At 59.4% G+C, this 25,432-nt stretch carries 19 protein-coding genes; 7 read left to right on the forward strand and 12 right to left on the reverse strand.

Going from position 1 to position 25,432, the window contains the following annotated elements; all coding sequences use genetic code 11:
• Nucleotides 1-7 precede the first annotated feature (7 nt).
• The 3 genes from OYW20_RS12095 (at nucleotide 8) to OYW20_RS12105 (ending at nucleotide 3,352) form a co-directional block, all read left to right on the forward strand.
• The gene (locus tag OYW20_RS12095; protein ID WP_268800911.1) at nucleotides 8-1,582 is read left to right on the forward strand and encodes a lactate dehydrogenase; all 1,575 of its coding nucleotides are present in this window, start codon (nucleotides 8-10) and stop codon (nucleotides 1,580-1,582) included.
• Between the two features lie 145 nt (nucleotides 1,583-1,727).
• The gene (locus tag OYW20_RS12100; RefSeq protein WP_268800912.1) at nucleotides 1,728-2,819 is read left to right on the forward strand and encodes a catalase family peroxidase; all 1,092 of its coding nucleotides are present in this window, start codon (nucleotides 1,728-1,730) and stop codon (nucleotides 2,817-2,819) included.
• On the forward strand, nucleotides 2,816-3,352 hold the full coding sequence (locus tag OYW20_RS12105; RefSeq protein WP_268800913.1) for a cytochrome b: 537 nt from the start codon (nucleotides 2,816-2,818) through the stop codon (nucleotides 3,350-3,352). Before OYW20_RS12100 ends, OYW20_RS12105 begins: the two co-directional genes overlap by 4 nt.
• 147 nt (nucleotides 3,353-3,499) lie before the next feature.
• Here the strand turns inward: OYW20_RS12105 and OYW20_RS12110 are convergent, their stop codons facing one another.
• The 3 genes from OYW20_RS12110 to OYW20_RS12120 form a co-directional block, all read right to left on the reverse strand.
• The gene (locus OYW20_RS12110; RefSeq protein WP_268800914.1) at nucleotides 3,500-4,642 is read right to left on the reverse strand and encodes a M14 family metallopeptidase; all 1,143 of its coding nucleotides are present in this window, start codon (nucleotides 4,640-4,642) and stop codon (nucleotides 3,500-3,502) included.
• Nucleotides 4,643-4,811: 169 nt separating this feature from the next.
• A complete protein-coding gene (locus OYW20_RS12115; RefSeq protein WP_268800915.1) occupies nucleotides 4,812-5,357 on the reverse strand; it encodes a sigma factor-like helix-turn-helix DNA-binding protein in 546 nt (181 codons plus the stop codon).
• Nucleotides 5,358-5,870: 513 nt separating this feature from the next.
• Complete coding sequence (locus OYW20_RS12120; protein WP_268800916.1) at nucleotides 5,871-6,338, reverse strand: Lrp/AsnC family transcriptional regulator; 468 nt, start codon at nucleotides 6,336-6,338, stop codon at nucleotides 5,871-5,873.
• A gap of 212 nt (nucleotides 6,339-6,550) precedes the next feature.
• Here OYW20_RS12120 and OYW20_RS12125 point away from each other — a divergent pair, with 212 nt between their 5' ends.
• Nucleotides 6,551-10,042 carry an indolepyruvate ferredoxin oxidoreductase family protein gene (locus OYW20_RS12125; RefSeq protein ID WP_268800917.1) on the forward strand — a complete coding sequence of 1,164 codons (3,492 nt, stop codon included), beginning with the start codon at nucleotides 6,551-6,553 and terminating at the stop codon, nucleotides 10,040-10,042.
• A 199-nt stretch (nucleotides 10,043-10,241) separates the two neighbouring features.
• Here the strand turns inward: OYW20_RS12125 and OYW20_RS12130 are convergent, their stop codons facing one another.
• The 7 genes from OYW20_RS12130 to OYW20_RS12160 form a co-directional block, all read right to left on the reverse strand.
• On the reverse strand, nucleotides 10,242-12,212 hold the full coding sequence (locus OYW20_RS12130; protein WP_268800918.1) for an acetyl/propionyl/methylcrotonyl-CoA carboxylase subunit alpha: 1,971 nt from the start codon (nucleotides 12,210-12,212) through the stop codon (nucleotides 10,242-10,244).
• Complete coding sequence (locus OYW20_RS12135) at nucleotides 12,209-13,027, reverse strand: gamma-carboxygeranoyl-CoA hydratase (RefSeq protein WP_268800919.1); 819 nt, start codon at nucleotides 13,025-13,027, stop codon at nucleotides 12,209-12,211. The genes OYW20_RS12130 and OYW20_RS12135 overlap by 4 nt, the downstream gene beginning before the upstream one ends.
• A gap of 14 nt (nucleotides 13,028-13,041) precedes the next feature.
• Complete coding sequence (locus tag OYW20_RS12140; RefSeq protein ID WP_268800920.1) at nucleotides 13,042-14,649, reverse strand: carboxyl transferase domain-containing protein; 1,608 nt, start codon at nucleotides 14,647-14,649, stop codon at nucleotides 13,042-13,044.
• A gap of 99 nt (nucleotides 14,650-14,748) precedes the next feature.
• Entirely contained in the window at nucleotides 14,749-15,912 is a 1,164-nt protein-coding gene (locus OYW20_RS12145; protein ID WP_268800921.1) for an isovaleryl-CoA dehydrogenase, read from the reverse strand.
• A 693-nt stretch (nucleotides 15,913-16,605) separates the two neighbouring features.
• Nucleotides 16,606-17,505 carry a hydroxymethylglutaryl-CoA lyase gene (locus OYW20_RS12150; RefSeq protein ID WP_268800922.1) on the reverse strand — a complete coding sequence of 300 codons (900 nt, stop codon included), beginning with the start codon at nucleotides 17,503-17,505 and terminating at the stop codon, nucleotides 16,606-16,608.
• A gap of 56 nt (nucleotides 17,506-17,561) precedes the next feature.
• The gene (locus OYW20_RS12155; protein ID WP_268800923.1) at nucleotides 17,562-17,942 is read right to left on the reverse strand and encodes a MerR family transcriptional regulator; all 381 of its coding nucleotides are present in this window, start codon (nucleotides 17,940-17,942) and stop codon (nucleotides 17,562-17,564) included.
• Between the two features lie 160 nt (nucleotides 17,943-18,102).
• On the reverse strand, nucleotides 18,103-19,038 hold the full coding sequence (locus OYW20_RS12160) for a LysR family transcriptional regulator (RefSeq protein WP_268800924.1): 936 nt from the start codon (nucleotides 19,036-19,038) through the stop codon (nucleotides 18,103-18,105).
• Between the two features lie 158 nt (nucleotides 19,039-19,196).
• Between OYW20_RS12160 and OYW20_RS12165 the strand changes: the two genes are divergently transcribed.
• Nucleotides 19,197-20,429 carry an acyl-CoA dehydrogenase gene (locus tag OYW20_RS12165; protein WP_268800925.1) on the forward strand — a complete coding sequence of 411 codons (1,233 nt, stop codon included), beginning with the start codon at nucleotides 19,197-19,199 and terminating at the stop codon, nucleotides 20,427-20,429.
• Nucleotides 20,430-20,476: 47 nt separating this feature from the next.
• Here the strand turns inward: OYW20_RS12165 and OYW20_RS12170 are convergent, their stop codons facing one another.
• Together OYW20_RS12170 and xthA are read right to left on the reverse strand one after the other, a co-directional pair.
• Nucleotides 20,477-21,820, reverse strand: coding sequence for a phosphate ABC transporter substrate-binding/OmpA family protein (locus tag OYW20_RS12170; RefSeq protein WP_268800926.1), 1,344 nt, complete (start codon nucleotides 21,818-21,820; stop codon nucleotides 20,477-20,479).
• Between the two features lie 98 nt (nucleotides 21,821-21,918).
• Nucleotides 21,919-22,731 (reverse strand): exodeoxyribonuclease III, encoded by an 813-nt coding sequence (xthA, locus tag OYW20_RS12175; RefSeq protein WP_268800927.1) that lies wholly within the window; start codon nucleotides 22,729-22,731, stop codon nucleotides 21,919-21,921.
• A 224-nt stretch (nucleotides 22,732-22,955) separates the two neighbouring features.
• Between xthA and OYW20_RS12180 the strand changes: the two genes are divergently transcribed.
• Together OYW20_RS12180 and OYW20_RS12185 are read left to right on the forward strand one after the other, a co-directional pair.
• Nucleotides 22,956-23,618, forward strand: coding sequence for a GNAT family N-acetyltransferase (locus OYW20_RS12180; RefSeq protein WP_268800928.1), 663 nt, complete (start codon nucleotides 22,956-22,958; stop codon nucleotides 23,616-23,618).
• A gap of 68 nt (nucleotides 23,619-23,686) precedes the next feature.
• Nucleotides 23,687-25,417 carry an autotransporter assembly complex protein TamA gene (locus tag OYW20_RS12185; protein WP_268800929.1) on the forward strand — a complete coding sequence of 577 codons (1,731 nt, stop codon included), beginning with the start codon at nucleotides 23,687-23,689 and terminating at the stop codon, nucleotides 25,415-25,417.
• The last annotated feature ends 15 nt before the right edge of the window (nucleotides 25,418-25,432 follow it).

Here is a 25,432-nt window from a genome sequence, read left to right on the forward strand (position 1 = left end):
GTACACCATGACCAGCATCAGTGCAGTCAGTCAGGGCCAGCTTTTAGCCCTCAAACCCGCCACAGCTTTGGCCCCTGCGGTGAATGACGAAGCCGGGTCCACCCAGGTTTCGTCCCCGGCGTCGGTGGTGTTGCTCGGCCAGCAATCGGCTGTACAGAGCGCGCTCTATTCCTCCCGTGGCTTGCTGCCGGGCACAGAAGTGTCGCTGGCCTGGGAAGCCGAGGCCGTGAACAAGGTGTCTGCGGTAATGTCGGGCAACTTCGCGGTGTCCGCCACAGCGGGCCGGTTTCAGGGCCTCGGCGCGGCGTTACTGAAGCAACTGGCGAGCAACGGCAGCGATTATTCGCAGTCTCTGGTCAGATCCAATGGCGCGCTGCAGACAGCCGAGTTGTCGGCGGCGCAATTGGCGCTTCACGGCAAGGCCGAGAACAGCATCACCCTCACCATCAAGACAGCCAGCGGCGCCACCGTCAGCCTGAATCTGAGTAGCAAGGATAACGGGCTTGCGGTGTCGGCTGATGTCACCGGTGGCACTCTCAACGACGACGAACTGGCCGGATTGGCGAGTCTGGCCGATGGATTTCAGTCAGCGATCGATGGATTGTCCTCCAACCCTCCAGCGCTCAACCTGGACAAGCTGACCCAATACGACACAAGCGTGTTTTCCTCCATCGACCTCAAAGCCCAGCTCAAAGGCGCCGACGGCACTCCGCAAACCTTGAGTTTTCGGGCCGACAGCGCAGGCCGGTCAGTGGACATGACCGGTTCTGTTGGCAGCTTTCAGCTGTCGTTGGACTTGCAAAACTCCGCCATCCTCGGCAACGCCGATCAGCAGGAGAAGGCGCTGCAGTCGTACCTCAAGCAATTTGATTCCGCACGTCAGCGTGGGCATGGCGACGACCAACTGATGACCCTGTTCGCCGACACGTTCAAAACCCTGAACAGCCATTACCCCGACACTTCTCCAGCGTCCGGTGCGCCGCAAACCGTTAACAGCATCAGCCTGACCGATGCCGATCACGCCCTGCTCACAGGGCTGGCGGACTTCAGTGCCTCCGTCAAGGCGCGCACTGAGGCGAGCAACCCGTATCGGCTGGACGAGCTGGATGCATTTGCCTATCAAGTGTCGCAATCCAGCAAGAGTCAGGGCCAGGATCAGCTCAATCGCACCGTCGAGCAGACTCGACAATCCCATCTGACGGCCAGTTACCACCAGGCGCTTTATCCCGGGGCGGCGCTCAAGTTGGGGACGGACGCCGAATCGCAGAGCTACGCCTACTATCAGATCGAAGACAGTACCAGCACGTCGCTGCGAATGGAGTACGACAAAGGCAAGCTGATCGACGCGTCGGTGAGCAAATCGGTCAGCCAGTCCACTCGGATTTCCAAGTACGAGTTGGGCAAGCTCATTGAGGACACCCTGACGCCGGAGAACCACCAGCAGCGGGAAAACCTGAGCAGCCTTGTCGAGGCAGCGTTGCAGGCGGACACGAAGTCGAGGCTGCAAACCGGGCGCTCAACCCTGGCGGATGCGCTGGCGTCAATTCGCGAGCGTGTGATGCAGCCGCAACGGCTGTCATGAACCCCACTTCGCGCCCTGACTGCGCACGCTGATCAAGCCTGCTCTGGGCCTGAAAAATAGTGTCGACACTGGGGAATAGTTACATCGTCGCGACGTCACAGCTTTAACACTGTGATGAGAGGCCAAAGGCCCGGAGATGCTTCCTATGATTGAGCGCGAACCACCGCAGCACGCCAAACCTCCACTCAGTACGCCCCAAATCATCGTGCGTCTGGCCGGTATCGGCGCGGTGGTGGTGGTGATCGCCGGTGCTTTCGCCTACGTCAACGGCACGCTTGATCCCCACCGGCTGACACCGGCGCGGGTGGTGGACCTCTTGGAGCACAACAACGGCCTGTTCCCCGGCTACCGCCGCAATCACTCCAAAGGCAGCTGCGTGGCCGGTTATTTCGAGAGCAGCGGTGCGGCAGCATCCTTGTCCAGCGCCCAAGTGTTTGCAGCCGGGCGCACGCCGGTGGTGGGGCGCTTTGCGCTGCCGACCGGCAATCCCTATTCGCCTGATAACGCGGCGCCGATTCGCAGTCTGGCGCTGCAGTTCACTCAGGCCAACGGTCAGCAGTGGCGCACGGGCGTCAACAGCATGCCGCGGTTTCCGGTGGGCACGCCGGATGCGTTCATCGACCTGCAAATTGCAACCGCCCCGGACCCGAAAACCGGCAAGCCTGACCCGGCCAAACCTCCTGCGTTTTTTGCAGCGCATCCGGAAACCGCGCCGTTTCTCGCATGGATCAAAACCGCCAGGCCCTCTGCCAGTTACGTCACCGAAACCTACAACTCGGTGAACGCGTTTGTGCTGGTGTCAGCCGATGGCAAGCGTCAGGCAGTGCGCTGGAGTGTGGTGCCGCAAAATCAGGATTCGCGGGTGGCGCCCACGCCGCAAGATAAAGATTTTCTGGAAAAGGACCTGGTCGAGAAACTGGCCGCCAGCCCGCAACGCTTCAGCCTGATGCTGACGCTGGCTCAACCCGGAGACCCCACCAACGACGCCAGCAAGGCGTGGCCTGCGGATCGCAAAACAGTGGATGCGGGCACGCTGGTGCTGGACGAGACCCAGCCTGAGTTGACAGGCGATTGCCGGGACATCAACTACGATCCGCTGGTGCTGCCGAACGGGATCGAAGGTTCGGATGATCCGTTGCTTGCCGCACGCTCAGCGGCGTACGCCGCATCCTATGAGCGCCGCACCCGTGAAGTGAATGAGCTCAACGCCGCCCCTGCACAGGAGAAGCAACCATGAGTACCCCGACGTCTCACTTCGCACCCTTGGCGCGGCTGCTGCACTGGCTGATGGCGCTGATGGTGATTGCCATGTTGTTCATCGGCGCCGGAATGGTCGCCTCGGTGTCGCAACGGCATGAGTGGCTACTGAATCTGCATAAACCGCTGGGTATCGCGATTCTGGTGTTGGTGACTGTGCGTTTGATCGTGCGGTTTTCGACGACGACAGCACCGCTGCCGGCCGATCTACCGGTTTGGCAAGCGCTCGCAGCCAAGCTCTCGCACTACCTGTTGTACGCCCTGATGCTGGCGATGCCTTTGATCGGCTGGACGATGATTTCGGCCGCAGGTGACCCGGTGATGCTCAGCGAAAGTGTTCGCCTGCCATCGATTGTCGGCGCGGACGCTGAGACCTTCGCCTTCTTGCGTGGGGCGCACCGGTATCTGTCGTATCTGTTTTTCCTGACGATCCTTATGCACCTGGCGGCTGCACTGTTTCATGGCTGGATCAGAAGGGATGAAGTGCTGGACAGCATGCTGCGAGGGAGATGATCGCGCCACGCGAATGAATGCACGCCTGCGGGGCGCGCGCCGCTCTGTAGAAGCCAACTCGTTGGCGAGGCGTCTTGCGCGTCGAATCATTCATGCCGCCGCACGAATGAATTCGCGCCTACAGAGTGGCTTTAGGGCTTGGGGGGCTCAGCGCAGGACTGAGACCATCTGCGCCAAGGTGGTCAGTACGTCTTTGGCCAGCTGTTTGGAGCGCTCCCCTGACCAGCCGGTCTTGACGTCCGGCGCATCGTCGTTGTCCTTGAACGGCATCTCCAGCGTCAGGGCCAGGCATTTGAAACGCTCGCCGACGCTGTTGCACGCCAGATTCATGTTCGCGTTGCCCGGTGTGGAGCGGGGGTAGCCGTAGCGTGTCTGGAAGTCTTTGGTGATACCGCTCAGTCGCTTGCGGAAGTCGGCTTCAAGCGCTTCCTGTTTGGGCGTATAGCCCGGATTGCCTTCGCAGGCCGCGGTGAACACGTAAGGTATTTGTTCATCGCCGTGCACGTCGAGGAACATATCCACACCGTATTTTTCCATCTGGTCTCTGACGAAGAACACTTCCGGGCTCAGTTCCGGGGTGCAATCCTGCCAGGCACGATTGAGGTCTTTGCCCTGCGCGTTAGTACGCAAATGCCCGTGGAAAGAGCCGTCCGGGTTCATGTGCGGTACCAGATACAGGTCCGCGTGCTCAAGCAACCCGGCCAACTCGACATCGTGCTGCTGCAAGCGCTCGATCACGCCTTCCATGAACCATTCGGCCATGTGCTCGCCGGGATGCTGTTGCGCAATGATCCAGATGTTGCGTTTTCCAGCCGCGCCGTCGCCTATACGCAGCAGCGGGATGTCCCTGCCTTCAACGCTCTTGCCAGTGGCCAGACACTCGACACCTGGGACGTTCAGCGCCCGCTTGATCAGCCAATCGTGGCGCTCACGGCTGTAGGGTTCGAAGTAGGCAAACCAGATCTGCGGTTCGGTGGGCGTGAGATTGAAATTCAGGGCCTTGCCATCGAACGTGCTGGGGACACGAAACCAGGTTTTCTGGTCGTAGGAAGCGGCCGCGTTGTAACCGGTCCAGGCACGGTTATAGCTGGATTCACTGGCGTTGGTCAGGCTGAAGCCGTGAGGCTGACCGACCTGCATCCCGTCCACCTTGAAATGGAACCACTGGAAATGTGCGCTTTTGGTATCGGGTCTGATCGCCAACTTGATGTGTTGCGGGTCGCTGGCATCGAGTAGGGAGATATTGCCGCTGTCGAAATCAGCGCTGATGGAGAGAGAGTTCTGGGTCACGGAGACATCCTGAGTACGTTAGTGCCACCTCGCACCGTGTGAAGACCGCAGCTTAGCGCTGCACGCGGTTCCCGGGCTGTTATGACACTTACTTTACACCGATCACCACGCTGAACTGCGACGTATTGTTCCGTGAAACGGCCATCGCGCAATCCCAGTGAGCGGGCGATCAGGCCAGGGCGGAGATCGCTTCGGCCGTCATCAGCAAACTGCACAGAAACGCCGTCAGCAGCAACCAGCCGATGTAGACCCGTCGCTTGCGCCGATGCCAGCCGCTGGCGCCGAGTACCGCCGAAGGCGCCTCAAGCTGACGCCATAGCCACTCGGCACCCTCGAAGGCTCTCAAATGCGAGAGGTCCGCGTCCAGCCAATGGCGAAATTCGATGCGCTGGCTGGCGGTCGCGTGTGGACTTTGCAGGTGCACGTACCAGCGCTGAGCCTGGACGGATGCCGCCTCGTTGACGTCGCTGGGCTGTGGCGCAGCGCATGACTCGAACACCCGAACCATCGCTCGCTCGACCGCAGCGGTGCTGATGTCCAGCCAGTGTGCGATGTCGGCGTAGGGCAGGCGGTCGAGACGGCTGAGCAGGAAAACCTGCTGCGTGCGACGTGGCAGTGTTTGAATACGCCGACGCAGTTCGTCGCTCTCGGGACGGAGTGGCATATCGGGTTGCTGCGTGGACAACGGCAGCAGTGACGCAGATTGACCTGTCATGGTGAGTTCACTCGCAGCTCGTCCATGCTCATCCTTGAATGATGGGTGGGGCACCGTCCCTGATGCCCACAGAGACTAGTCTTCCTGAGATTCATTCTCAAGAAGTGCATTCGATCAAGGTCGTTTATTTCATAATGTGTCGTTTTAGGCGCTGTCGCGTCTTCAGTGGCCGGTATTCTTTTGCTATGATCCTCGCCATCGAAACGACACCTCTTCATTAGCCTGAAGAAAAGCAGCACCACGAACCTCGATGGCCGCAAAGGCCACGCCAAAAAAAAGACCCGGCCTATAGAGCCGGGTCAAAAACCGTGATTAGCCTGATGAGGAGATAATCCGGAAGCCGACCTAAGGCTTCTGGGTTACCCAGTCGATCTTGCGACCGACTGGTTTTAATAATAACCATTCCCATTTGTGAGTCAAAGGTTTTTTTAGCTGCAAGCCATAAGCTTCAAGCGGCAAGCTAATCTGCGCTGGATTTGAAGCTTTCGGCTCCAAGCTTGCAGCTTGCAGCTGCTACTCAATCGGCAACTCTGTCGTGCGCTTCACTTCACTCATCGCGATATTGGAATGCGCTTCCTGCACATGCGGGCTCTGGAGCAGATGATCGCGCAAAAAACGCTCGTAGCTGGCGATGTCCTGCACCACAACCTTCAGCAAAAAATCCATGTCTCCGGCCATCGTGTAGCACTCCAGCACTTCGGGGTAGCCGATGATCGCCTCCTCGAACTCGGTCAGGTAACGGCGGCCATGTCCCGAAAGCTTGACGTCGACAAATACGGTCATGGTCAGGCCCAGTTTGGCCGGATTGAGCAGGGCGACTTTGCGCTCAATGACACCTTCTTCCTGCAATCGGTTTATGCGTCTCCAGCATGGCGACTGGGAGAGCTCGACACGCTCGGCAATCTCCGCTGCCGAGAGGTCGGCGTCATGCTGCAGCAGACGCAGGATTTTACGGTCGATGGCACTTAATTTGACCTGCATGAATTGACCCTTTTTTATTATTCAAATGAAACAGGCATGCAGGATTCGAACAGATTCGCCCTCATTTAGAAAGAAAAAGCCTCTGCGCCACGGGCACTATTTTAGCCATGCGCGACGGCCTGACCGTGCCGCCGTTTGCGCAGCGAGACCTTCAAGGTCCCCGCTGCCCGCACCATTCAAAACGCACCGTATAAAAACAAAGGAGTGCATGAATGTCCTTGGCCGATATCCGTCTGGACGACAAATACCGCCTCGCAACCGGCAATCTCTATCTGACCGGTACTCAGGCGCTGACCCGTTTGCCAATGCTGCAAAAGCAGCGTGATGAAGCGCGTGGGTTGAACACCGCAGGCTTTATCTCTGGCTATCGCGGCTCGCCCTTGGGCAATCTCGACAAGAGCCTGTGGGATGCCAAGGATTACCTGCAAGAGAACGCCATTCATTTCCAGCCAGGCGTTAACGAAGAGCTTGCAGCGACCGCCGTCTGGGGCAGTCAACAGGTCAACCTGTTCCCGCATGGCAAATACGACGGTGTGTTCGCGCTGTGGTACGGCAAAGGACCGGGCGTGGATCGCTGCGGCGACGTGTTCAAGCACGCCAACTCAGCCGGGGTCTCGGAACACGGCGGCGTGCTGGTGCTGGCAGGCGACGACCATGGCTGCAAGTCTTCGACCATCGCCCATCAGAGCGAGCATGCGTTCATCGCCTCGATGATTCCGGTGCTCAACCCGAGCAACGTTCAGGAAATACTCGATTACGGCATCATCGGCTGGGAGCTTTCACGCTACAGCGGTTGCTGGGTGGCGATGAAGACCATCGCAGAAAACGTTGACTCTTCGGCGGTGGTGGAGGTCGACCCGCTGCGAATCAAGCTGCGTATTCCGGAGGACTTCGACCTGCCCAAAGACGGCCTGCACATCCGCTGGCCGGACCCGCCTCTGGCCCAGGAAGCACGCCTCAACACCTACAAAATCTACGCCGCCCGCGCATTCGCCCGGGCCAACAATCTAAATACCGTGATGATCGACTCGGCTCAACCGCGCCTGGGGATCATCACCACCGGCAAATCTTATCTGGACGTGCGTCAGGCGCTCGAGGAGCTGGGGATCGATGAGGATCTCTGCGCTCAGGTCGGCATTCGCGTGCTTAAAGTGGGGATGAGCTGGCCGCTTGAGCCGGTGTCGGTGCACGGCTTTGCCGAAGGTCTGGACGAAATTCTGGTCGTCGAAGAAAAGCGCAGCGTGATTGAAGATCAGCTCACCGGTCAGTTGTACAACTGGCCAGTTGATCAACGCCCGAGGGTAGTCGGCGAATTCGACGAAGAAGGACGTTCATTGCTACCCAATCTGGCTGAATTGACGCCCGCGATGATTGCGCGGGTCATCGCCAAGCGCCTCGCACCGTTCTACACCAGTCCGAAAATCGAAGCGCGGCTGCAGTTTTTGCAGGACAAGGAAAAAGCCCTTGCGGCGCCATTGTTCAACACCCAGCGCATCCCGCATTTCTGTTCCGGCTGTCCGCACAACACCTCGACCCGCGTGCCTGAGGGCAGTCGCGCGTTAGCCGGCATTGGCTGCCACTACATGACCATCTGGATGGACCGGGAAACCGAGACGTTCACGCAGATGGGTGGCGAGGGCGTGACCTGGATCGGTCAGGCGCCTTTCACCGAAACGCCGCACGTGTTCCAGAACCTCGGCGACGGGACTTATTTCCACTCAGGGCATCTGGCCTTGCGTGCGGCCGTCGCGGCCAAGGTCAATATCACCTACAAGATTCTGTACAACGATGCGGTGGCCATGACCGGTGGCCAGCCCATCGACGGCATTCTGCGTGTGGATCAACTGAGCCGCCAGGTGTTCAACGAGGGTGTGAAGCGCATTGCGCTGGTCTCGGACGAACCGGAGAAATACCCGACCCGCGAAGATTTTGCGCCGATCACCACGTTCCATCACCGGCGCGATCTGGACACGGTGCAGCGAGAGTTGCGCGAGTTCAAAGGCGTGTCAGTGATCATTTACGATCAGACCTGTGCCACGGAAAAACGCCGCCGCCGTAAACGCGGGACGATGCTCGACCTGGACAAGCGTGCGGTGATCAATCCGGCCGTGTGCGAGGGTTGTGGCGACTGCGGCGTTAAATCCGGTTGCCTGTCAGTGTTGCCCAAGGAAACCCTTCGGGGACGCAAGCGCGAGATCGACCAAAGCGCCTGCAACAAGGATTTCAGTTGCGTGGAGGGCTTCTGCCCAAGCTTTGTGACGGTTCATGGCGGCACGCTGCGTAAACCGACGTTGCCGGCGCAGGCACCGACGTTCGCCGCGCTGCCAGAGCCGACATTGCCGGGGCTTGATCGGCCGTTCAATATTTTGCTGTCGGGCGTTGGCGGCACGGGCGTGACCACCGTGGGCGCCATGTTGGGCTACGCCGCCAATCTGGAAGGCAAGGGTTGCAGCGTGCTGGATCAGGCGGGTCTGGCCCAGAAGTTCGGGCCAGTGGTCAGTCATATCCGGATTGCTGCGCGGCAGGCTGATTTGTTCGCCGTGCGGATCGCCGCGGGTGAGGCCAATCTGCTGTTGGGCTGCGACTTGCTGGTGGCGTCAGGGCCTGATGCCATCGCCAAGCTCAACAGCGCAAAATCCTATGCCGTGATCAACAGTCAGCAAACGCCCACGGCGGAGTTCACGCGTAACCCGGACGCCGAGTTCCCGGCCGAAGCAATGATGCAGACCATCCGGGAAGCCGTCGGCGCGGAGAAAACCCACTTCGTGCAAGCCACTGACCTGGCCACCAGATTGATGGGCGACAGTATCGCCAGCAACCTGTTCATGCTCGGTTTTGCGTACCAGTCCGGGCTGATTCCGTTGACGTCCGCAGCGATCGAGAAGGCCATCGAGCTCAATGGCGTGCAGGTCAATCTCAATCAGCAGGCGTTTTTGTGGGGGCGTCGCGCGGCCCATGATCTGCCTGCGGTGCAAGCGGCCGCCCACCCTGAAACTGCCACGTTTGCGCAGTCGAGCACGCTGGATCCGGACCTTGATGAGCGCCTTGAGCTGAACGTCAAACAGCTGGCTGAATACCAGAACAAAGCCTATGCCGAGCGCTACCTGCAATTGGTGTATCGGGTACGTGATGCGGAACAAACGCTGTTCCCGGGGCAGCAACCTGCGCTCACCGAAGCGGTTGCGTTCAGTTACTTCAAGCTGTTGGCTTACAAGGATGAGTACGAGGTCGCCCGGCTTTACAGCAACGGCGAGTTCACCCGTCAATTGCAGGCGCAGTTCGAAGGCGATTATCGACTGGAGTTTCACCTGGCGCCCTCATGGCTTGCCAAGCGCGATCCACATAGCGGCACGCCGCGCAAACGCAGCTTCGGTCCGTGGATGTTGAAGGCGTTCGATGTGCTGGCCAGGTTCAAGTTCTTGCGGGGCACCGCGTTTGACCCGTTCGGTCGCAGTCTTGAACGGCAACAGGAGCGTGCGTTGATTGATCACTACGTAAGCGATGTCGAGCTGATCCTCAAGCACTTGACTGTCAGCAATCGCCACATCGCGCTGAGCCTTGCTCGCTTGCCCGAGAAGATTCGCGGTTACGGCCACATCAAAGAAAGCGCGATGAACGCCGCAGCCTTGCAGGCGGCACGGATGCGCCAAAGCCTGATCAGCGGAGAAGGGGTGCTGCCGATGTTGTACGAAGTGGCCGCTTGACGGTTTGAATCAGCCCCGACGCTTTGCGAATGACTCAGGGCCTAGAGGTTATCCAACCTGTAGGCCCTGACTTGCTGGCCGGTAGGAGATCCCCCGCTGGCAAGACTCCCACGCCTGCGGCAGAAGCGAAATTTTAGGCCTCTTTAAATCAACGACATATCTGATCTTTGGTGAGAGGGAGCTTGCTCGCGATAAAGCCTCAGGCCTCTGTCGCTTCCAGCGACACCAGCACGGTTCCCTCGCTCACCATCTCGCCCTCAACGCAGTACAACGCGCCAACGGTGCCATCGTGGGCAGCCCGTACGCTGTGCTCCATCTTCATGGCTTCCAGCACCACCAACTGCGTACCGGCTTCGACGCGTTGGCCGACTTCAACCAATACCCGGACAATGCTGCCGTTCATGGGCGCCGTCAGGCCAGCCTGCGGATGGTTGCTGGCCGCGACCAATGCAAGCGCGTCGACCTGACTGACCGCGTGCAACTCGCCTTGCCATTGCAGATACAACGTGTCGCCGTGACGAATGACCTGATGCTGACGACGCACGCCGTTATGTTCGACCGAAAGATGCTCACCGTTCAGCGTGATGTTCGCGGCCTCCAAGGTACGCAGCTTGACGTGTTGCGTCTCGCCAGCGCAGCTCAAGTGCACGTCAACCTCGCTGGGCAGCCCAAGGCGCAGGCCCGAAAGGCTCGCCCACGGGGAATGAGGATCATCGTCGCGCACCCGCAGCGGGGTGCTTTGGCGAAAGGCCTCGGCGGCCGCGTGCCAGAACTCAACCGGCAACCCCTTAGGCGCAGGGAGCAATTGCGCCTGGTAACGCGGTATGAAGTCGGTGTCCAGTTCAGCCGACGCGAAGGCCGGGTGAGCAATGATGCGCCGCAAAAACGTCAGATTGGTGCGCACACCGCCCACCGCGAATTCATCCAGCATCGCCAATAAACGCAGGCGCGCCTGCTCACGGTCTTCCCCCCAGGCAATCAATTTACCGAGCATGGGGTCGTAGAACGGCGAGACTTCATCGCCTTGGGCCACGCCGCTGTCGACCCTGCGACCCGGTCCTTGCGCTGATTCGCGGTAGACGCTCAGCGTGCCTGTCGCCGGGAGAAAATCATTGGCAGGGTCTTCTGCGTACAAACGCACTTCGATGGCGTGCCCCTTCAATGGCACCTCAGCCTGGGTCATCGGCAGCGGTTCACCTTGGGCTACACGGATTTGCCAGGCAACCAGGTCCAGGCCTGTGATCGCCTCGGTCACCGGATGCTCGACCTGCAAGCGAGTGTTCATTTCCATGAAGAAAAACTCGCCCCGCGCATCCAGCAAAAACTCTACCGTGCCAGCGCCGACGTAGCCGATGGCCTGTGCCGCACACACCGCCGATTCCCCCATCGCCTTTCGCAGTTCAGGGCTCAATCCCGGCGCGGGGGCTTCTTCGACCACCTTCTGGTGACGCCGCTGAATCGAACAGTCCCGTTCGTTGAGATACAGGCAGTTGCCGTGCTGGTCGGCGAACACCTGAATTTCCACGTGGCGTGGCTTGAGGACGTATTTTTCGACCAGCATTCTCGAATCGCCAAAGGACGACTGCGCCTCACGCTGGGCGGAAGCCAGCGCCTCGGCCAGATCGGCATCGCGCTCGACCACTTTCATGCCTTTGCCGCCACCGCCCGCAGTGGCCTTGAGCAAGACCGGATAGCCGATGCGGGCGGCTGCGTCGCGAAAGGTCTGGGCATCTTGCGCTTCGCCGTGGTAACCCGGCACCAAGGGCACCCCGGCTTTTTCCATCAAGGACTTTGCTGCTGATTTGCTGCCCATGGCGTCGATGGCCGAGGCGGGCGGACCGAGAAAAATCAGACCTGCCGCTTCAATTGCGCGGGCGAACGCGGCATTTTCGGACAAAAAACCATAGCCCGGATGAATGGCTTGAGCGCCCGAAGACACGGCGGCAGCGATCAGCTTATCGACAAGCAAATAGCTGTCTGCCGCTTTGCTGCCGCCCAGATCGACGCAGATATCGGCTTCCCGGGCGTGTCGGGCGTCACGGTCAACTTCACTGTGGACGGCCACTGTCGTCAGGCCCATGGCTTTGGCCGTGCGCATCACGCGGCAGGCGATTTCGCCACGGTTGGCAACCAGCAGCGTCGTCAGCGTAACGGGTTCTAGAGCGCTCATTCAGGTGAATCCCCTGTGTTGTCGTGTGGTTGCCAGCCGGGTGAGCGCTTTTGCAGAAAGGCGCGCAGCCCTTCCTGGCCTTCGGGGCTCACGCGGATCCTCGCAATGGCGTTTTCACAGAACCTGCGGCGCGCGGGTGTGAGTTCTCCGTTACCCATTTCACGCAGCAGATCCTTGCTGGCGCGCATCGCCTTGGGGCTGTTGAGCAGCAGATTGTCGACCCAATGCTGCACCTGCAGGTCGAGTTCGTCCGCGGGACAACACTCATCCAGCAGTCCGATCTGCCGCGCGCGTTCGCCGCTGAAACGCTCGGCGGTCAAGGTGTAGCGCCGCGCTGCACGTTCACCGATGGCCTGCACAACGAACGGGCTTATGACTGCAGGCGCCAGACCGATACGCACCTCGGACAGGCAAAACTGCGCGTCTGTGCTGCCGATGGCCATGTCGCAGCAACTGATCAAACCCAGTGCGCCGCCGTAGGCAGCGCCTTGCACCACCGCCAGGGTCGGCATTTTCAGCCGCGCCAGGTTGTACATCAGCTCGGCCAGTTCCTGCGCGTCACGCAGGTTGGTGTTGTAGTCCAGATTGGCCGATTCCTGCATCCAGGCCAGATCGGCGCCCGCGCTGAAATGCCTGCCGCGCCCGCGTAGTAAAACAAAGCGCAGGCTGGCGTCGGCCTGAAGCTGGTCCAGGGCGATGATCAATTCACGGATCATCAACGCGTTGAAGGCGTTGTGTTTCGCGGGTCGATTTAGCCACAGCGTGGCAAAGCCGCGCGGATCGTGTTCTACCTCGACGGTTTCGAAGTCAGTCATGGTCAACCTCCGGATTACATGCGGAACACACCGAACCGCGTAGGCTCGATGGGTGCGTTGAGAGAGGCGCCAAGGGCAAGGGCGAGAATGTCGCGTGTCTGTGCCGGGTCAATGACGCCGTCGTCCCACAAGCGCGCACTGGAGTAATACGGATGGCCCTGGGTTTCGTACTGGTCGAGGATCGGCTGTTTAATGGCCGCTTCCTGTTCTTCAGTGAAAGCCTGTGCGCCACGTTCGGCCTGCTCGCGTTTGACCTGCACCAACACGCCTGCCGCTTGCTCGCCGCCCATTACGCCGATGCGTGCGTTGGGCCACATCCACAGAAAACGCGGGTCGTATGCACGGCCGCACATGCCGTAGTTACCTGCACCGAAGCTGCCGCCGATGATCACCGTGAATTTGGGTACTTGCGCGCAGGCTACGGCGGTCACCAGCTTGGCGCCGTGCTTGGCAATGCCCCCGGCCTCGTATTTTTGTCCCACCATGAAGCCGGTAATGTTCTGCAGAAACAGCAGCGCAATCCCGCGCTGGCACGCCAGCTCGATTAAGTGCGCGCCTTTTTGGGCGGCTTCGGCGAACAGAATGCCGTTGTTGGCCAGAATCGCCACCGGGTAACCGTGCAGGTGGGCGAAGCCGCAGACCAGCGTGATACCGAACAGTGCTTTGAATTCATCGAACACGGATCCGTCCACCAGCCTGGCGATGACCTCGCGCACGTCATACGGCTGTTTCGGGTCGGCGGAGATCACGCCATACAGCTCTTCACCGGAGTAGAGCGGGGCAACGGGAGCCTGGGTAGTCGGCTGGCCCTGTTTACGCCAGTTGAGATTGGCGATGCTGCGTCGGGCCAGTGCGAGCGCGTGTTCGTCATTCTCGGCGTAGTGGTCAGCCACACCAGACACTTTGCAGTGAACATCGGCGCCGCCCAGATCCTCGGCACTGACCACCTCACCGGTGGCGGCTTTGACCAACGGCGGGCCCGCCAGGAAAATCGTCGCCTGGTTGCGCACCATGATCGCCTCGTCCGCCATGGCGGGCACGTACGCGCCGCCAGCCGTGCAGGAGCCCATCACCACGGCAATCTGCGCGATGCCCATGGCGCTCATGTTGGCTTGATTGAAGAAGATCCGCCCGAAGTGCTCGCGGTCCGGGAACACCTCGTCCTGACGGGGCAGGTTGGCGCCACCTGAGTCCACCAGGTAAATGCAGGGCAACCGGTTTTGTTGGGCTATGGTCTGCGCGCGCAGGTGTTTTTTGACGGTCAGCGGGTAGTAGGAACCGCCTTTCACGGTGGCGTCGTTAGCGATGATCATGCATTCGACGCCTTCAACGCGGCCTATCCCGGCAATCAAACCGGCTGCTGGCACCTCTTCACCGTACACGTGGTAGGCGGCCAGTTGACTGAGTTCCAGGAATGGCGAGCCGATGTCCAGCAAGCGGTTGATCCGCTCACGGGGCAACAGTTTGCCTCTCGAGGTGTGGCGCTCCTGCGCAGTCGCGCCGCCGCCTTGCTGCACCTGCTTGAGCAACTGGCGCAGGGCATTGACCTGACTGCGCATGGCGTGTGCGTTGGTTCCGAACTCGGCCGAGCGCGGGTTGATCTGTGTTTTGATAATCGCCATGAAAACCCTACTCCGAAAAAGATGGGCGCCGGACCTGAATCCCGTACGGCAGATGCGCCTGCTTCGCCCCTACTGCTTCAAGCGTGCAACTCGCACCGTTCACCTTGTTTCGTTGAACAGTTCACGGCCGATCAGCATTCGCCGTATCTCGCTGGTGCCCGCGCCGATTTCGTAGAGCTTGGCGTCCCGCAGCAGGCGGCCAGCCGGAAACTCATTGATGTAGCCGTTGCCACCGAGGATCTGAATGGTTTCCAGCGCCATTTGCGTGGCGCGTTCGGCTGAATACAGGATGACCCCGGCGGCGTCCTTGCGTGTGGTCTCACCGCGCTCGCACGCTTGCGCAACGGCGTAGAGATACGCTCGACTGGCGTTGAGTTGGGTGTACATGTCGGCGACCTTGCCTTGGATCAACTGAAACTCACCGATGCTCTGGCCGAATTGTTTGCGGTCGTGAATGTAGGGAAGGACGACATCCATGCAGGCCTGCATGATGCCGGTCGGACCGCCCGCGAGCACGACGCGCTCATAATCGAGGCCGCTCATCAGGACTTTCACGCCGCCATTGAGCGCGCCGAGCAGGTTTTCCTCCGGTACTTCAACGTCGTCGAAAAACAGCTCGCAGGTATTGGAGCCGCGCATGCCGAGCTTGTCGAACTTGCTGCCTCGAGAAAAACCTTTCCAGTCGCGTTCGACAATAAACGCGCTGATCCCGTGTGCGCCTTTTTCAAGATCGGTCTTGGCGTAGATCACGTAAGTGTTGGCATCAGGACCATTGGTGATCCAGGTTTTGCTGCCATTGAGCACGAAACAGTCGCCACGTTTGTCGGCGCGCAGCTTCATCGAGACCACGTCGGAGCCTGCGTTGGGCTCGCTCATGGCGAGAGCCCCGATGTGCTCGCCAGAAATCAGTTTGGGCAGGTAACGGGCCTTTTGCCCGTCGTTGCCGTTACGGTTGATCTGATTGACGCACAAGTTGGAATGCGCGCCGTAAGACAGCGCAACCGAGGCCGAGCCGCGACTGATTTCTTCCATGGCTATCACGTGCGCGAGATAGCCAAGCCCGGCACCGCCGTATTCCTCACTGACGGTAATCCCCAACAAGCCCATGTCCCCGAACTTGCGCCACAGGTCCTCCGGGAACAGGTTCTCCCGGTCGATCTGGGCGGCGCGTGGGGAGATGTGAACAGCGACAAAGTGCTGCACCTGATCGCGCAGCATGTCGATGGTTTCGCCAAGGGCAAAGTTGAGGCTGGGGTAGTTCATCTGGCTGGGTTTCCCTGTTGTTCTGGAATGCTGTCGGGCAGCAATATGGGTATCACCTTTACGTTAACGTAAACCTGTTAACAAAGGCATGTCAACGGCCAGATTGCAGGACAAGGGGGGAGGGTTATGGAGCGCCAGACAGCACGAAGGGGAGCCGAGGCTCCCCTTCAATTTTCAGTTGCATGCTCTTTTTTATTTTTAGGCGGTCTGTTTTTGTTTTTGGCAACCAGCCTCTTTTGCTTTTCTGAGCGACCCCCAATCGGGGCTAAGAGCAAACGTATTTTTTTGAGCGCTGATACTGCTTTTCCTGTCCCTCTATACAGAGCAACTGTTCAACCGATTCAGGTGCTGCCTTGTGGCAGTTTTATTGTTCTCTATCCGGTTGCGAGGCCAAGGCCTGCGAAAAGCGATCCACTCCAAAAAAATCTGTTAGCTGCGTCTCTGTCCGTGTTGTTCTTGTTGTGTCAGAGCCGATACGTTTTGTTTTTATTGGGGTACTGCCGTTTATTATTTTTGTTATGCCTGAGACATAGCAGATGCCGTGCCAATTTTGCCAAGTCCTTTGAAAACAGAGGGTTGGGGGGAACTGCGGATTCTTCGATGCCGTTGGAGGCGATCATGTGTTTCCGTGTTACCCGTTCAGCGAGACTCGATACAACGGAGGGTAACACTGTGTGACAAGTTGTCGCACCCTTAACCCGACAGACGTGCCTTCGCCACCCGCGATCCATTGCTACGCTTAACGGCCGTACAGATATGCTGGCCCGCCACGATCAACCGATCCAGGTCGACGCCCGTTTCGATTCCCAGGCCGTTGAGCAGGTAAAGCACGTCCTCCGTGGCAACGTTGCCAGTCGCCCCTTTGGCATATGGACAGCCGCCAAGGCCCGCCACCGAACTGTCGAATACCTCAATCCCTTCGAGCAGGCTGGCGTAAATGTTGGCCAGCGCCTGGCCGTATGTATCGTGAAAATGCCCTGCGAGCTGGCTGCGCGGAATCTGCCGGCTGACCGCTTCGAACAAGGTGCGTGTGGCGCCGGGCGTGCCGGTGCCGATGGTGTCACCCAGTGAAATCTCGTAGCAACCCATCGCGAGAAGCTCGTTGGCCACCGACGCCACCTGGGCAGTCTCAATAGCGCCCTCATACGGGCAACCGAGTACGCATGACACATACCCACGCACTTTGACGCCGCGCGCGCGCGCTGCCTCCATCAGCGGTACGAATCGCTCAAGACTTTCGCTGATCGAGCAATTGATGTTGCGCTGAGAAAACGACTCCGACGCTGCTGCAAACACCGCCACTTCCTTCACACCGCATTCGATTGCGTCCTCGAAGCCGCGCAGGTTTGGCGTCAGCGCCGCATAGGTGACGCCGGGTCGGCGCCGAATCTGTGCAAACACCTGTGCGGAGCCAGCCATCTGCGGCACCCACTTGGGTGACACGAAGCTCCCCACCTCGATATAAATCAGCCCGGCGTCGCTGAGCGCATCCACCAGGCTGACTTTATCGGCCACGCTGATCGGGCGGGACTCGTTCTGTAGTCCGTCTCGCGGACCGACTTCGACCAGGCGAACCTGTTGAGGAAGAGGCATTTGAATCACCGCTTATGTTGATTATTGTTTTAGGTATCGGCTTCAAGCTATTGATTTTAAGTGGATTGACTGAGGGCCAATGTGCAGCGTTCTTCGGCGGTATCCAGTTCGAGTTGCATCTGCTGGATGTCCAGGAGCTGCTGATCCAGCTGCGCCCGACGCTCGTTGATCTTTTCGAGCATTGTCTGCAGTTGCTTCCGATTGCCGCCCTGCGGGTCATACAAACCGATGAGGTCTCGGCATTCTGCAAGCGAGAACCCGATGCGCTTGCCACGCAGAATCAAGCGCAGCGTGACCTTGTCGCGAGCGGTGTAGATCCGCTCCAGGCCACGGCGCTCCGGGGTCAGCATGCCTTGTTCTTCGTAAAACCGAATGGTACGAGTAGTGATGTCCAGCTCTCGAGCCAGGTCGGAGATGCTGTAAGTCTGGTTGCTCATGGAGAGGCTCGGGGCAATGGGCATGCGGGCTAAGCTACGGCGCCCTTGACGTTAACGTCAAGCAGGGCGCTCTCCATCCGTTCTCTCGCAACTGGCCAGCAGGCTTATAGAATCAGCATTAACTTCGACAGTTGGCTTTAATAATCAATGATCTAGAAGATTAAGCTGATTCTATTTCGAGACGTTTTTCGTTGGCTGTAAGCAGTTGGCACAGCTCGATAATCTGCTCGCGCATCCACCGATTTGCCGGGTCCTGGTCAGTGCTTTCATGCCAGTACAAGTGGCTCTCAACCGTCGGCACATCGTTCACGGGCAGATAGACATAGTGCAGATCGTTACGCCGTGCGAAGCGCTCGGGCACGGTCATCACCATGTCGGTTTGCTGCAAAACCTGAGACGCCATGAGGTAGTGCTGAGAACGCAGGGCAATCTTGCGCTGAATCCCCATCTTGCCCAAGGCCAGATCCACATGACCAAGTCCGGCGCGACGGCTTGAAATATGGATATGGGTCAGCCCCAGGTAATCGTCCAGCGTGATCGTCTCCTTGCTTGCCAGCGGATGCCCTTTGCGCATCGCGCACACGTATTTGTCCTCCATGAGCTTGACGTGGCGCACCTGTGGATCGGTATTGAGTGGCGCATCGATCGCGAAATCCAGCCGTCCCGCCGCCAGTTCCTTGGTGGTTTCCCGGCGTTTGGATAAAAAGCTCTCGATCACCACGGTGGGTGCCAGACGCCGCAGGCGCTGAAACAGCGAGGGCAAAATCACCGCTTCCGTGAGGTCGGTCATGCTGATGCGGTAGTTCTTGTTGGCCTGCAATGGGTTGAAAATCCGGCTTTCCTGGACCGAAACCCGCAGCAAAGACAGCGCATTGCGCACCGGATTGATGATGTTCTGCGCCATCGGCGTTGGCACCATGCCTTGGGCGGTACGCACAAACAGCGGGTCGTTAAAGGTCTCGCGCAGGCGGGCCAGAGCATTGGAAACGGCAGGTTGGGTGATGCCGACGATCTGGCCGGCGCGGGTCAGATTGGCTTCGGTGTAGATGGCGTCAAACACAATAAAGAGGTTGAGATCGACCTTGCTCAGGTTCATCGCTGTGCGCCTCGTGCTGTTTTTGTTTTTGGGATTAATTGCCCGATCATATATCGGTTATGAATGTTTATACACGCCGAGAATAGGTTAGATAAATGGTAGGCCGTGTTTTAGCATCCGGAGCATGACTTAAATAATTTGCTTATAAGGGTGCTGCCATGGATTTCGCTTACTCCCCCAAGGTTCAGGATCTGCGCGAGCGGGTGACAGCGTTCATGGACGCCTACGTCTATCCGGCAGAGCCTGTCTTTGAACGCCAGGTTGCTGAAGGCGACCGTTGGCAGCCCACCGCGATCATGGAAGAGCTCAAAGCCAAGGCCAAGAGCGAGGGGCTGTGGAACCTGTTCCTGCCGGAATCGGAACTGGGCGCCGGGCTGAGTAACCTTGAGTACGCGCCGTTGGCAGAAATCATGGGGCGTTCGTTATTGGGCCCGGAGCCATTCAATTGCTCTGCCCCCGACACCGGCAACATGGAGGTGCTGGTGCGCTACGCCAGCGAGAGGCAGAAGCAACAATGGCTGGAGCCGTTGCTGCGCGGGGAGATCCGCTCCGCTTTCGCGATGACCGAACCTGACGTAGCGTCTTCCGACGCAACCAACATGGCGGCCCGCGCCACTCGCGACGGTGATGAATGGGTGATTAACGGGCGCAAGTGGTGGACCTCGGGCGCTTGCGATCCTCGGTGCAAAATCATGATCTTCATGGGCTTGAGCGATCCCGATGGCCCGCGTCACCAGCAGCACTCGATGATTCTGGTGCCTACCGACACACCTGGCGTGAAGATCGTCCGCCCCCTCCCGGTATTCGGCTACGACGATGCGCCCCATGGCCACGCCGAGGTGCTGTTCGACAACGTGCGGGTGCCATACGAAAACGTGTTGCTGGGAGAAGGGCGCGGTTTTGAAATTGCCCAGGGTCGCCTCGGCCCTGGTCGGATTCATCACTGCATGCGCTCGGTTGGCATGGCCGAGCGTGCGCTGGAGTTGATGTGCAAGCGTTCGGTGCAGCGAACGGCGTTCGGTCGACCGCTTGCGCGACTGGGCGGCAACATCGACAAGATCGCCGACTCGCGCATGGAGATCGACATGGCGCGTCTCCTGACCCTCAAGGCGGCCTACATGATGGACACGGTAGGCAACAAAGTCGCTAAAAGCGAAATCGCGCAGATCAAGGTGGTGGCACCCAACGTCGCACTGAGGGTGATCGACCGCGCGATTCAGATCCACGGCGGGGCCGGTGTTTCAGGGGACTTTCCGTTGGCCTACATGTACGCCATGCAGCGCACCTTGCGCCTGGCTGACGGCCCGGATGAGGTTCATCGCGCCGCGATCGGCAAGTATGAAGTGGGCAAATATGTGCCAAGAGAGATGATGCGCAGCGAACCGCGTTGAAGAACCGAACGGCCTGTGGCCTTCACGCTCAGGGGTGAATAGCCGATTCACTCCACCCAGACTTCAACGCGGCGGTTTTTGATTCGGCCTTCGTCGGCGTCGTTGCTGGCCACCGGCATCACGTCGCCGAACCCCAGTACATCGCGCAGGATCACCTGGTTTTTGACCAGTTCCCTGCGCACCGCCAGCGCGCGCAGCCTGGACAGCAGCCGCGCCCGCGCCGAATCGTCCTTCGCATCGCCGAAGCCTGCCAGTGTTACCCGCTGATTGAGCTTGTCGTGATCGCGCAAGTAGTCCACCACCCGTTGCACATCCATCTTCGCTTTGTTGTCCAGCGAGGCGCTGCCCCGGGCGAACCGGAAATTGACTGAAAGCCTTTCGCTGTCACGGGCCAGGGCCTGATATTGGGCGGGCATGTCCGGGTTTGCGCGTATTTTCACCGCCTGCACGGTTTGCGACACAAAGCCATTGGCAGCGACGATGGCTTGGCCCGCAGCGCTTTGAGTGAAGCGCACCAGCTCTTGCGCCCACCGTTGAGTGGACTGCGGGGGCAGATAAAAATACAGACGCCGCGACAGCGGATAATCTTCGGTCGCGATCAGGCCGACGGTGGGCAACATTGGTCTGGATTCCCCGTCGATGATCGCCACTGCCCTGGCGCGGCGTACGTACGGCAACCCGATGAAGCCAATGGCTTGCCGATCCTGACTGACTTCATCGGACAACTGCTCGCTGGACTCGAAGCGCAGGGCCCCGGTGGTCAGGGATTTCCCGGATTTGGCCAGTACCAGCTCATGGAAGGTGTCATACGTGCCGGACTGCTGATCGCGTGCGTACACCTTGATCGGTCCCGGCGGGCCGCCGAGTTGCTGCCAATCCTGAATATCACCGGAAAAAATCTTCGCCAGTTGAACGATGCTCAACTCGCGCACCGGATTGGCCGGGTGCAGGATGACGGCGACGCCATCAATGGCAATCACGTGCTCGGCATCATGGCTTTTGAGGTCGCCCAATGCGCGTAAGTCGTTGGCCTCGGTGTCCTTGATGGGGCGTGATGACGCGGCCAGATCAGTATTGCCAGCCTTTAATGCAGTAAAACCGGTGCTTGAGCCATGGGCGGCAACGTCGACATGAAGCAGCTGCCCGGTGCGCGTGCGACCCCTGATGCGCACCTCATTGGCGTTGGCCAATGGCTGCTTTTCAATAGCAGAGAAACCTTGCTCCGCCAGCAGGCCGTCGACCAGGGCGGGCCCGAGCTGGGCGCCGATGGTGTTGGAGCCCTGAATGCGCAGCACGGGGGCACTGTCCTGCGCCGAAACGGCCAGTGCTGACAACGGCCAGAGCCCGATCAGCAGCGCGTGAAGGACTGAATAACGCAAAGAGCGCAGCATCTGCGGCAACTTCCTGTGAGCAGAAATGCCACGAGAATAAGACAGGCGCGTTACTGCGAGATGACAGCCCGCCGCGGCAGATTTGCGATCCCGCAGGTTTAGCTCAATTCGAGCCAGATAGGGGCATGGTCCGAAGGTTTTTCCATGCCGCGCAGGTCGTAATCCACGCCCGCCGCTTTTATCCGCGGCTGCAACCCATGGGACGCCATGATCAGGTCGATGCGCAGGCCGCGCTTGGGTAAATCCTCGAAGCCGCGGCTGCGGTAGTCGAACCAGCTGAACTGATCAATCACTTCAGGGTAGAGATGACGGAAACTGTCCACCAATCCCCAATTTTTCAATTTCGCCATCCACTCGCGCTCTTCGGGCAGGAAGCTGCACTTCCCGGTCTTCAGCCAGCGTTTGGCGTTGTCCGGGCCGATGCCGATGTCGCTGTCTTCCGGTGAGATGTTCACATCGCCCATGACCACCAGCGCCTGATCATTGCTGAAACGCGTTTCCAGCAACTGCTGCAAGTCGGCGTAGAAACGCTGCTTGGCGGGGAACTTGGTGGGGTGCTCGCGGCTTTCGCCCTGAGGGAAGTAGCCGTTCATGATGGTCACCGGTACACCGTTGCGATCAGCGTAGGTGCCCCAGATGAAGCGCTTTTGCGCTTCCTCATCATCAGTGTCGAAACCTTTGTGCAGTGCTAGCGGCGGAAGACGCGAGAGCAGGGCGACCCCGTAATGCCCTTTTTGTCCGTGAAAATGCACGTGATAACCCAGGGCTTCGATCTCGGCGTGGGGAAACTGCTCGTCGGACACCTTCGTTTCCTGGAGGCCGATGACATCCGGCTGGTGTTTTTCGATCAGCGCCGCCAGCTGATGCGGACGGGCTCGCAGGCCGTTGATGTTAAAAGACACAATTTTCATGGGCGGCAGTCCTGGCAAAAAACAAAACGCGATGCTAGCTGACCTTCACGGAGACGGCCAGCGCAGCGGCAGCTCATGGCTGCGTCTGGGTGCCGGCTACGCCTGAACGTCGCAATAAGAAAAAAGCGTGAACTGTCAGCGCCTGCGCTGACTCGAAGTCACATATTGCATACGCTTGCGTCATCATGCGCGTCATGCGCGTCGCCACCACGAGGTCGAAATCCATGCCCGAATCTGCACATGCGCCCGCGCTTATCCGCCAACTGGACGGCGGTTACTCACGAGAGGCACGCTCGCTGCTGTATCAGGCTTATCGACACGAACCGAGCTTCGCCTACTTGTTCGAGTCAGACCGGGAGGGGTACGAGGAGCGGGTTCGCGCGACCATCCGTGAACTGGTCAAACAGCATTTCCTGCAGGACTTGCCAGCGCTTGGGCTGTTTGTTGGGGACCGTCTGATCGGCGTTGCCCTGATCGCGCCTCCGTCTCGTCGTTTGGGTATCACCGAGAGCTGGGCATGGCGTTTGCGCATGGTGATGCGCACCGGGTTACGCTGCACCCAGCGCTATCTTGAGTATTACCACGCTGTGCTGGCCTGCCTGCCGTCCGATGCCGTCCACGTATTGCCGTTGGTGGGCGTGCATCCGGATTTTCAGGGCCAGCGTTACGGCGAACAGTTGCTCGAAGCGCTGCATGACTGGTGCGCAGTTGACGAACATTCCGAAGGCATCGTGCTCGACACGGGTAATGTCCACTACCTCGATTTTTACAAACGCCATGGCTACGAGGAAATTGGAGAGGTCGCTGTAGGGCCCATCCGCGAGCACGTGTTTTTTCACCCAAATCCTCAAGCGCGTTCTCGGGTTGCCGACGAGGCTATGGTCTGAATGCACGAAAGTTCTGACAACCTGTGGGGGTCCAGTTCACCCCACAGCTCGTGCTAGCATTCGCGCCTATGAAGCTTCCCAGTCGATACGCCAGCGGTTTTCTCCTTATGTTCTCCAGTGTCACGGCGTTTTCCGCCGATCAACTGGATGTACGGATCAAGCCATCCAATGCCGCGCTCAAAGCCAATATCGAAGGTTACGTCGGCGATCTTGGCGAGCGTGATGAGCAAGCGCTTGAACGCTTCAGCGTTGGCGCCGTCGAGCAAGCGCAAAAGGCTGCGCAAGCCTTGGGTTATTACCAGGCGCAGATCGACACCGAAATCAAAACTCTGGGCAATAGCCCTCAACTCGTTATGAACGTTCAAGCGGGCGAGCCTATTCACCTGCGTCGCGTCACCGTGCGTATCGACGGCCCGGCCCATGATTTGAAGGCGTTTCGCGTCCCCAAGACAGATGCCCTCGCACCCGGCGCAGTGCTCAATCACGGGTATTACGAAGACGCCAAACGCTTGATCCAGAATCAGGCCGCGCGCTACGGCTTCTTCAACGGACGGTTCACCTCACAACGGTTGTCGGTTGACCCCAGAGCGGGCGTTGCCGACATCGAGCTGGTTTACGACAGCGGCCCGCGCTTTTCACTGGGCAAGGTCTCATTCAGCGGTGACGCGCCGTTTGACGATGACCTGCTCAAGCGCATGGTGCCCTTCAAGGAAAACACGCCGTATGACTCCGAGCTGATTGCCGAGCTCAATCAGGCGATGCAGGCCAGCGGTTATTTCGAAGGCGTACGTGTCGATGCCACGCCGACCTCCGCGCAGGGGCAGGTGATTCCGGTCGAGGTCCAGCTCGAGACCCGCAAGCCGCGCACCATGGGCCTGGGCCTGGGTTACTCCACCGACGTGGGCCCACGCGCCAAAGCCAACTGGACGCGCCATTGGGTCAATGCCCAGGGCCACAGCTACGGCGCTGAAATGGAGCTGTCGGCGCCCCGGCAGAACGTCGGTCTCTGGTATGACATTCCGCTCGACCCGCCGCTCACCGATAAGCTGCGTTTCGCTGGCGGGTATCAGTACGAAGAAATCGCCGACACCGACAGTTTGAGCAAACTGCTGACGCTCGGCCCTGAGTGGCACAGCAAGTTGCCCAGCGGATGGGAGCGGGTGGTATCGCTCAAGTGGCAGCGCGAGGAGTACCGCCTAGGCAATGACACGGGCCTGAGCACCTTGCTGATGCCCGGAGTGAGTTACTCCTATCTGCGCAGTGACAATCGCATCGACCCGCATAACGGTTATCGCTTGCAGTTCGAAACGCAGGTGGCTAAGGAGGGCCTTGGGTCCGACGCCAATCTGGTTCATGGCACGGCCCTGGTCAAAGGCTTGACCACGCTGTGGGATAACCACCGGTTTTTAGGGCGGGTGCAGGTCGGCGGTAGCTTCACCAATGGCTATAAATCGATTCCGCCATCGCTGCGGTTCTTCGCAGGTGGGGATCAAAGCGTGCGTGGCTATGACTATCAGTCGCTGTCTCCGGAAAACTCCGACGGCGACAAGATCGGCGGGCGTTACATGATGACGGCCAGCGCCGAATACCAATATTCGATTGCCGAAAAGTGGCGCATCGCGACCTTCGTCGATCAGGGCAACTCGTTCAATAGCCTTGACCTGCCGAGCCTGAAAACCGGCGTCGGCATCGGCATTCGCTGGGTGTCGCCGGTGGGGCCTCTGCGCCTTGACCTGGCGCACGCGCTGGATGACGACGGCGGTATTCGTCTGCATTTCTCGATGGGACCTGAACTGTGACGAACACTGCACGGC

The organism is Pseudomonas sp. BSw22131, from assembly GCF_026810445.1.
GTDB classification, from domain to species: Bacteria; Pseudomonadota; Gammaproteobacteria; order Pseudomonadales; family Pseudomonadaceae; genus Aquipseudomonas; species Aquipseudomonas huanghezhanensis.

What these genes read in the sequence shown, in the direction of transcription:
- OYW20_RS12095 (WP_268800911.1), top strand. Translation starts at nt 8, where the DNA reads ATGACCAGCATCAGTGCAGTCAGTCAGGGCCAGCTTTTAGCCCTCAAA.
- OYW20_RS12100 (WP_268800912.1), top strand. Translation starts at nt 1,728, where the DNA reads ATGATTGAGCGCGAACCACCGCAGCACGCCAAACCTCCACTCAGTACG.
- OYW20_RS12105 (WP_268800913.1), top strand. Translation starts at nt 2,816, where the DNA reads ATGAGTACCCCGACGTCTCACTTCGCACCCTTGGCGCGGCTGCTGCAC.
- OYW20_RS12115 (WP_268800915.1), bottom strand. Translation starts at nt 5,357, where the DNA reads ATGACAGGTCAATCTGCGTCACTGCTGCCGTTGTCCACGCAGCAACCC.
- OYW20_RS12120 (WP_268800916.1), bottom strand. Translation starts at nt 6,338, where the DNA reads ATGCAGGTCAAATTAAGTGCCATCGACCGTAAAATCCTGCGTCTGCTG.
- OYW20_RS12125 (WP_268800917.1), top strand. Translation starts at nt 6,551, where the DNA reads ATGTCCTTGGCCGATATCCGTCTGGACGACAAATACCGCCTCGCAACC.
- OYW20_RS12130 (WP_268800918.1), bottom strand. Translation starts at nt 12,212, where the DNA reads ATGAGCGCTCTAGAACCCGTTACGCTGACGACGCTGCTGGTTGCCAAC.
- OYW20_RS12135 (WP_268800919.1), bottom strand. Translation starts at nt 13,027, where the DNA reads ATGACTGACTTCGAAACCGTCGAGGTAGAACACGATCCGCGCGGCTTT.
- OYW20_RS12140 (WP_268800920.1), bottom strand. Translation starts at nt 14,649, where the DNA reads ATGGCGATTATCAAAACACAGATCAACCCGCGCTCGGCCGAGTTCGGA.
- OYW20_RS12145 (WP_268800921.1), bottom strand. Translation starts at nt 15,912, where the DNA reads ATGAACTACCCCAGCCTCAACTTTGCCCTTGGCGAAACCATCGACATG.
- OYW20_RS12150 (WP_268800922.1), bottom strand. Translation starts at nt 17,505, where the DNA reads ATGCCTCTTCCTCAACAGGTTCGCCTGGTCGAAGTCGGTCCGCGAGAC.
- OYW20_RS12155 (WP_268800923.1), bottom strand. Translation starts at nt 17,942, where the DNA reads ATGAGCAACCAGACTTACAGCATCTCCGACCTGGCTCGAGAGCTGGAC.
- OYW20_RS12160 (WP_268800924.1), bottom strand. Translation starts at nt 19,038, where the DNA reads ATGAACCTGAGCAAGGTCGATCTCAACCTCTTTATTGTGTTTGACGCC.
- OYW20_RS12165 (WP_268800925.1), top strand. Translation starts at nt 19,197, where the DNA reads ATGGATTTCGCTTACTCCCCCAAGGTTCAGGATCTGCGCGAGCGGGTG.
- OYW20_RS12170 (WP_268800926.1), bottom strand. Translation starts at nt 21,820, where the DNA reads ATGCTGCGCTCTTTGCGTTATTCAGTCCTTCACGCGCTGCTGATCGGG.
- xthA (WP_268800927.1), bottom strand. Translation starts at nt 22,731, where the DNA reads ATGAAAATTGTGTCTTTTAACATCAACGGCCTGCGAGCCCGTCCGCAT.
- OYW20_RS12180 (WP_268800928.1), top strand. Translation starts at nt 22,956, where the DNA reads ATGCCCGAATCTGCACATGCGCCCGCGCTTATCCGCCAACTGGACGGC.
- OYW20_RS12185 (WP_268800929.1), top strand. Translation starts at nt 23,687, where the DNA reads ATGAAGCTTCCCAGTCGATACGCCAGCGGTTTTCTCCTTATGTTCTCC.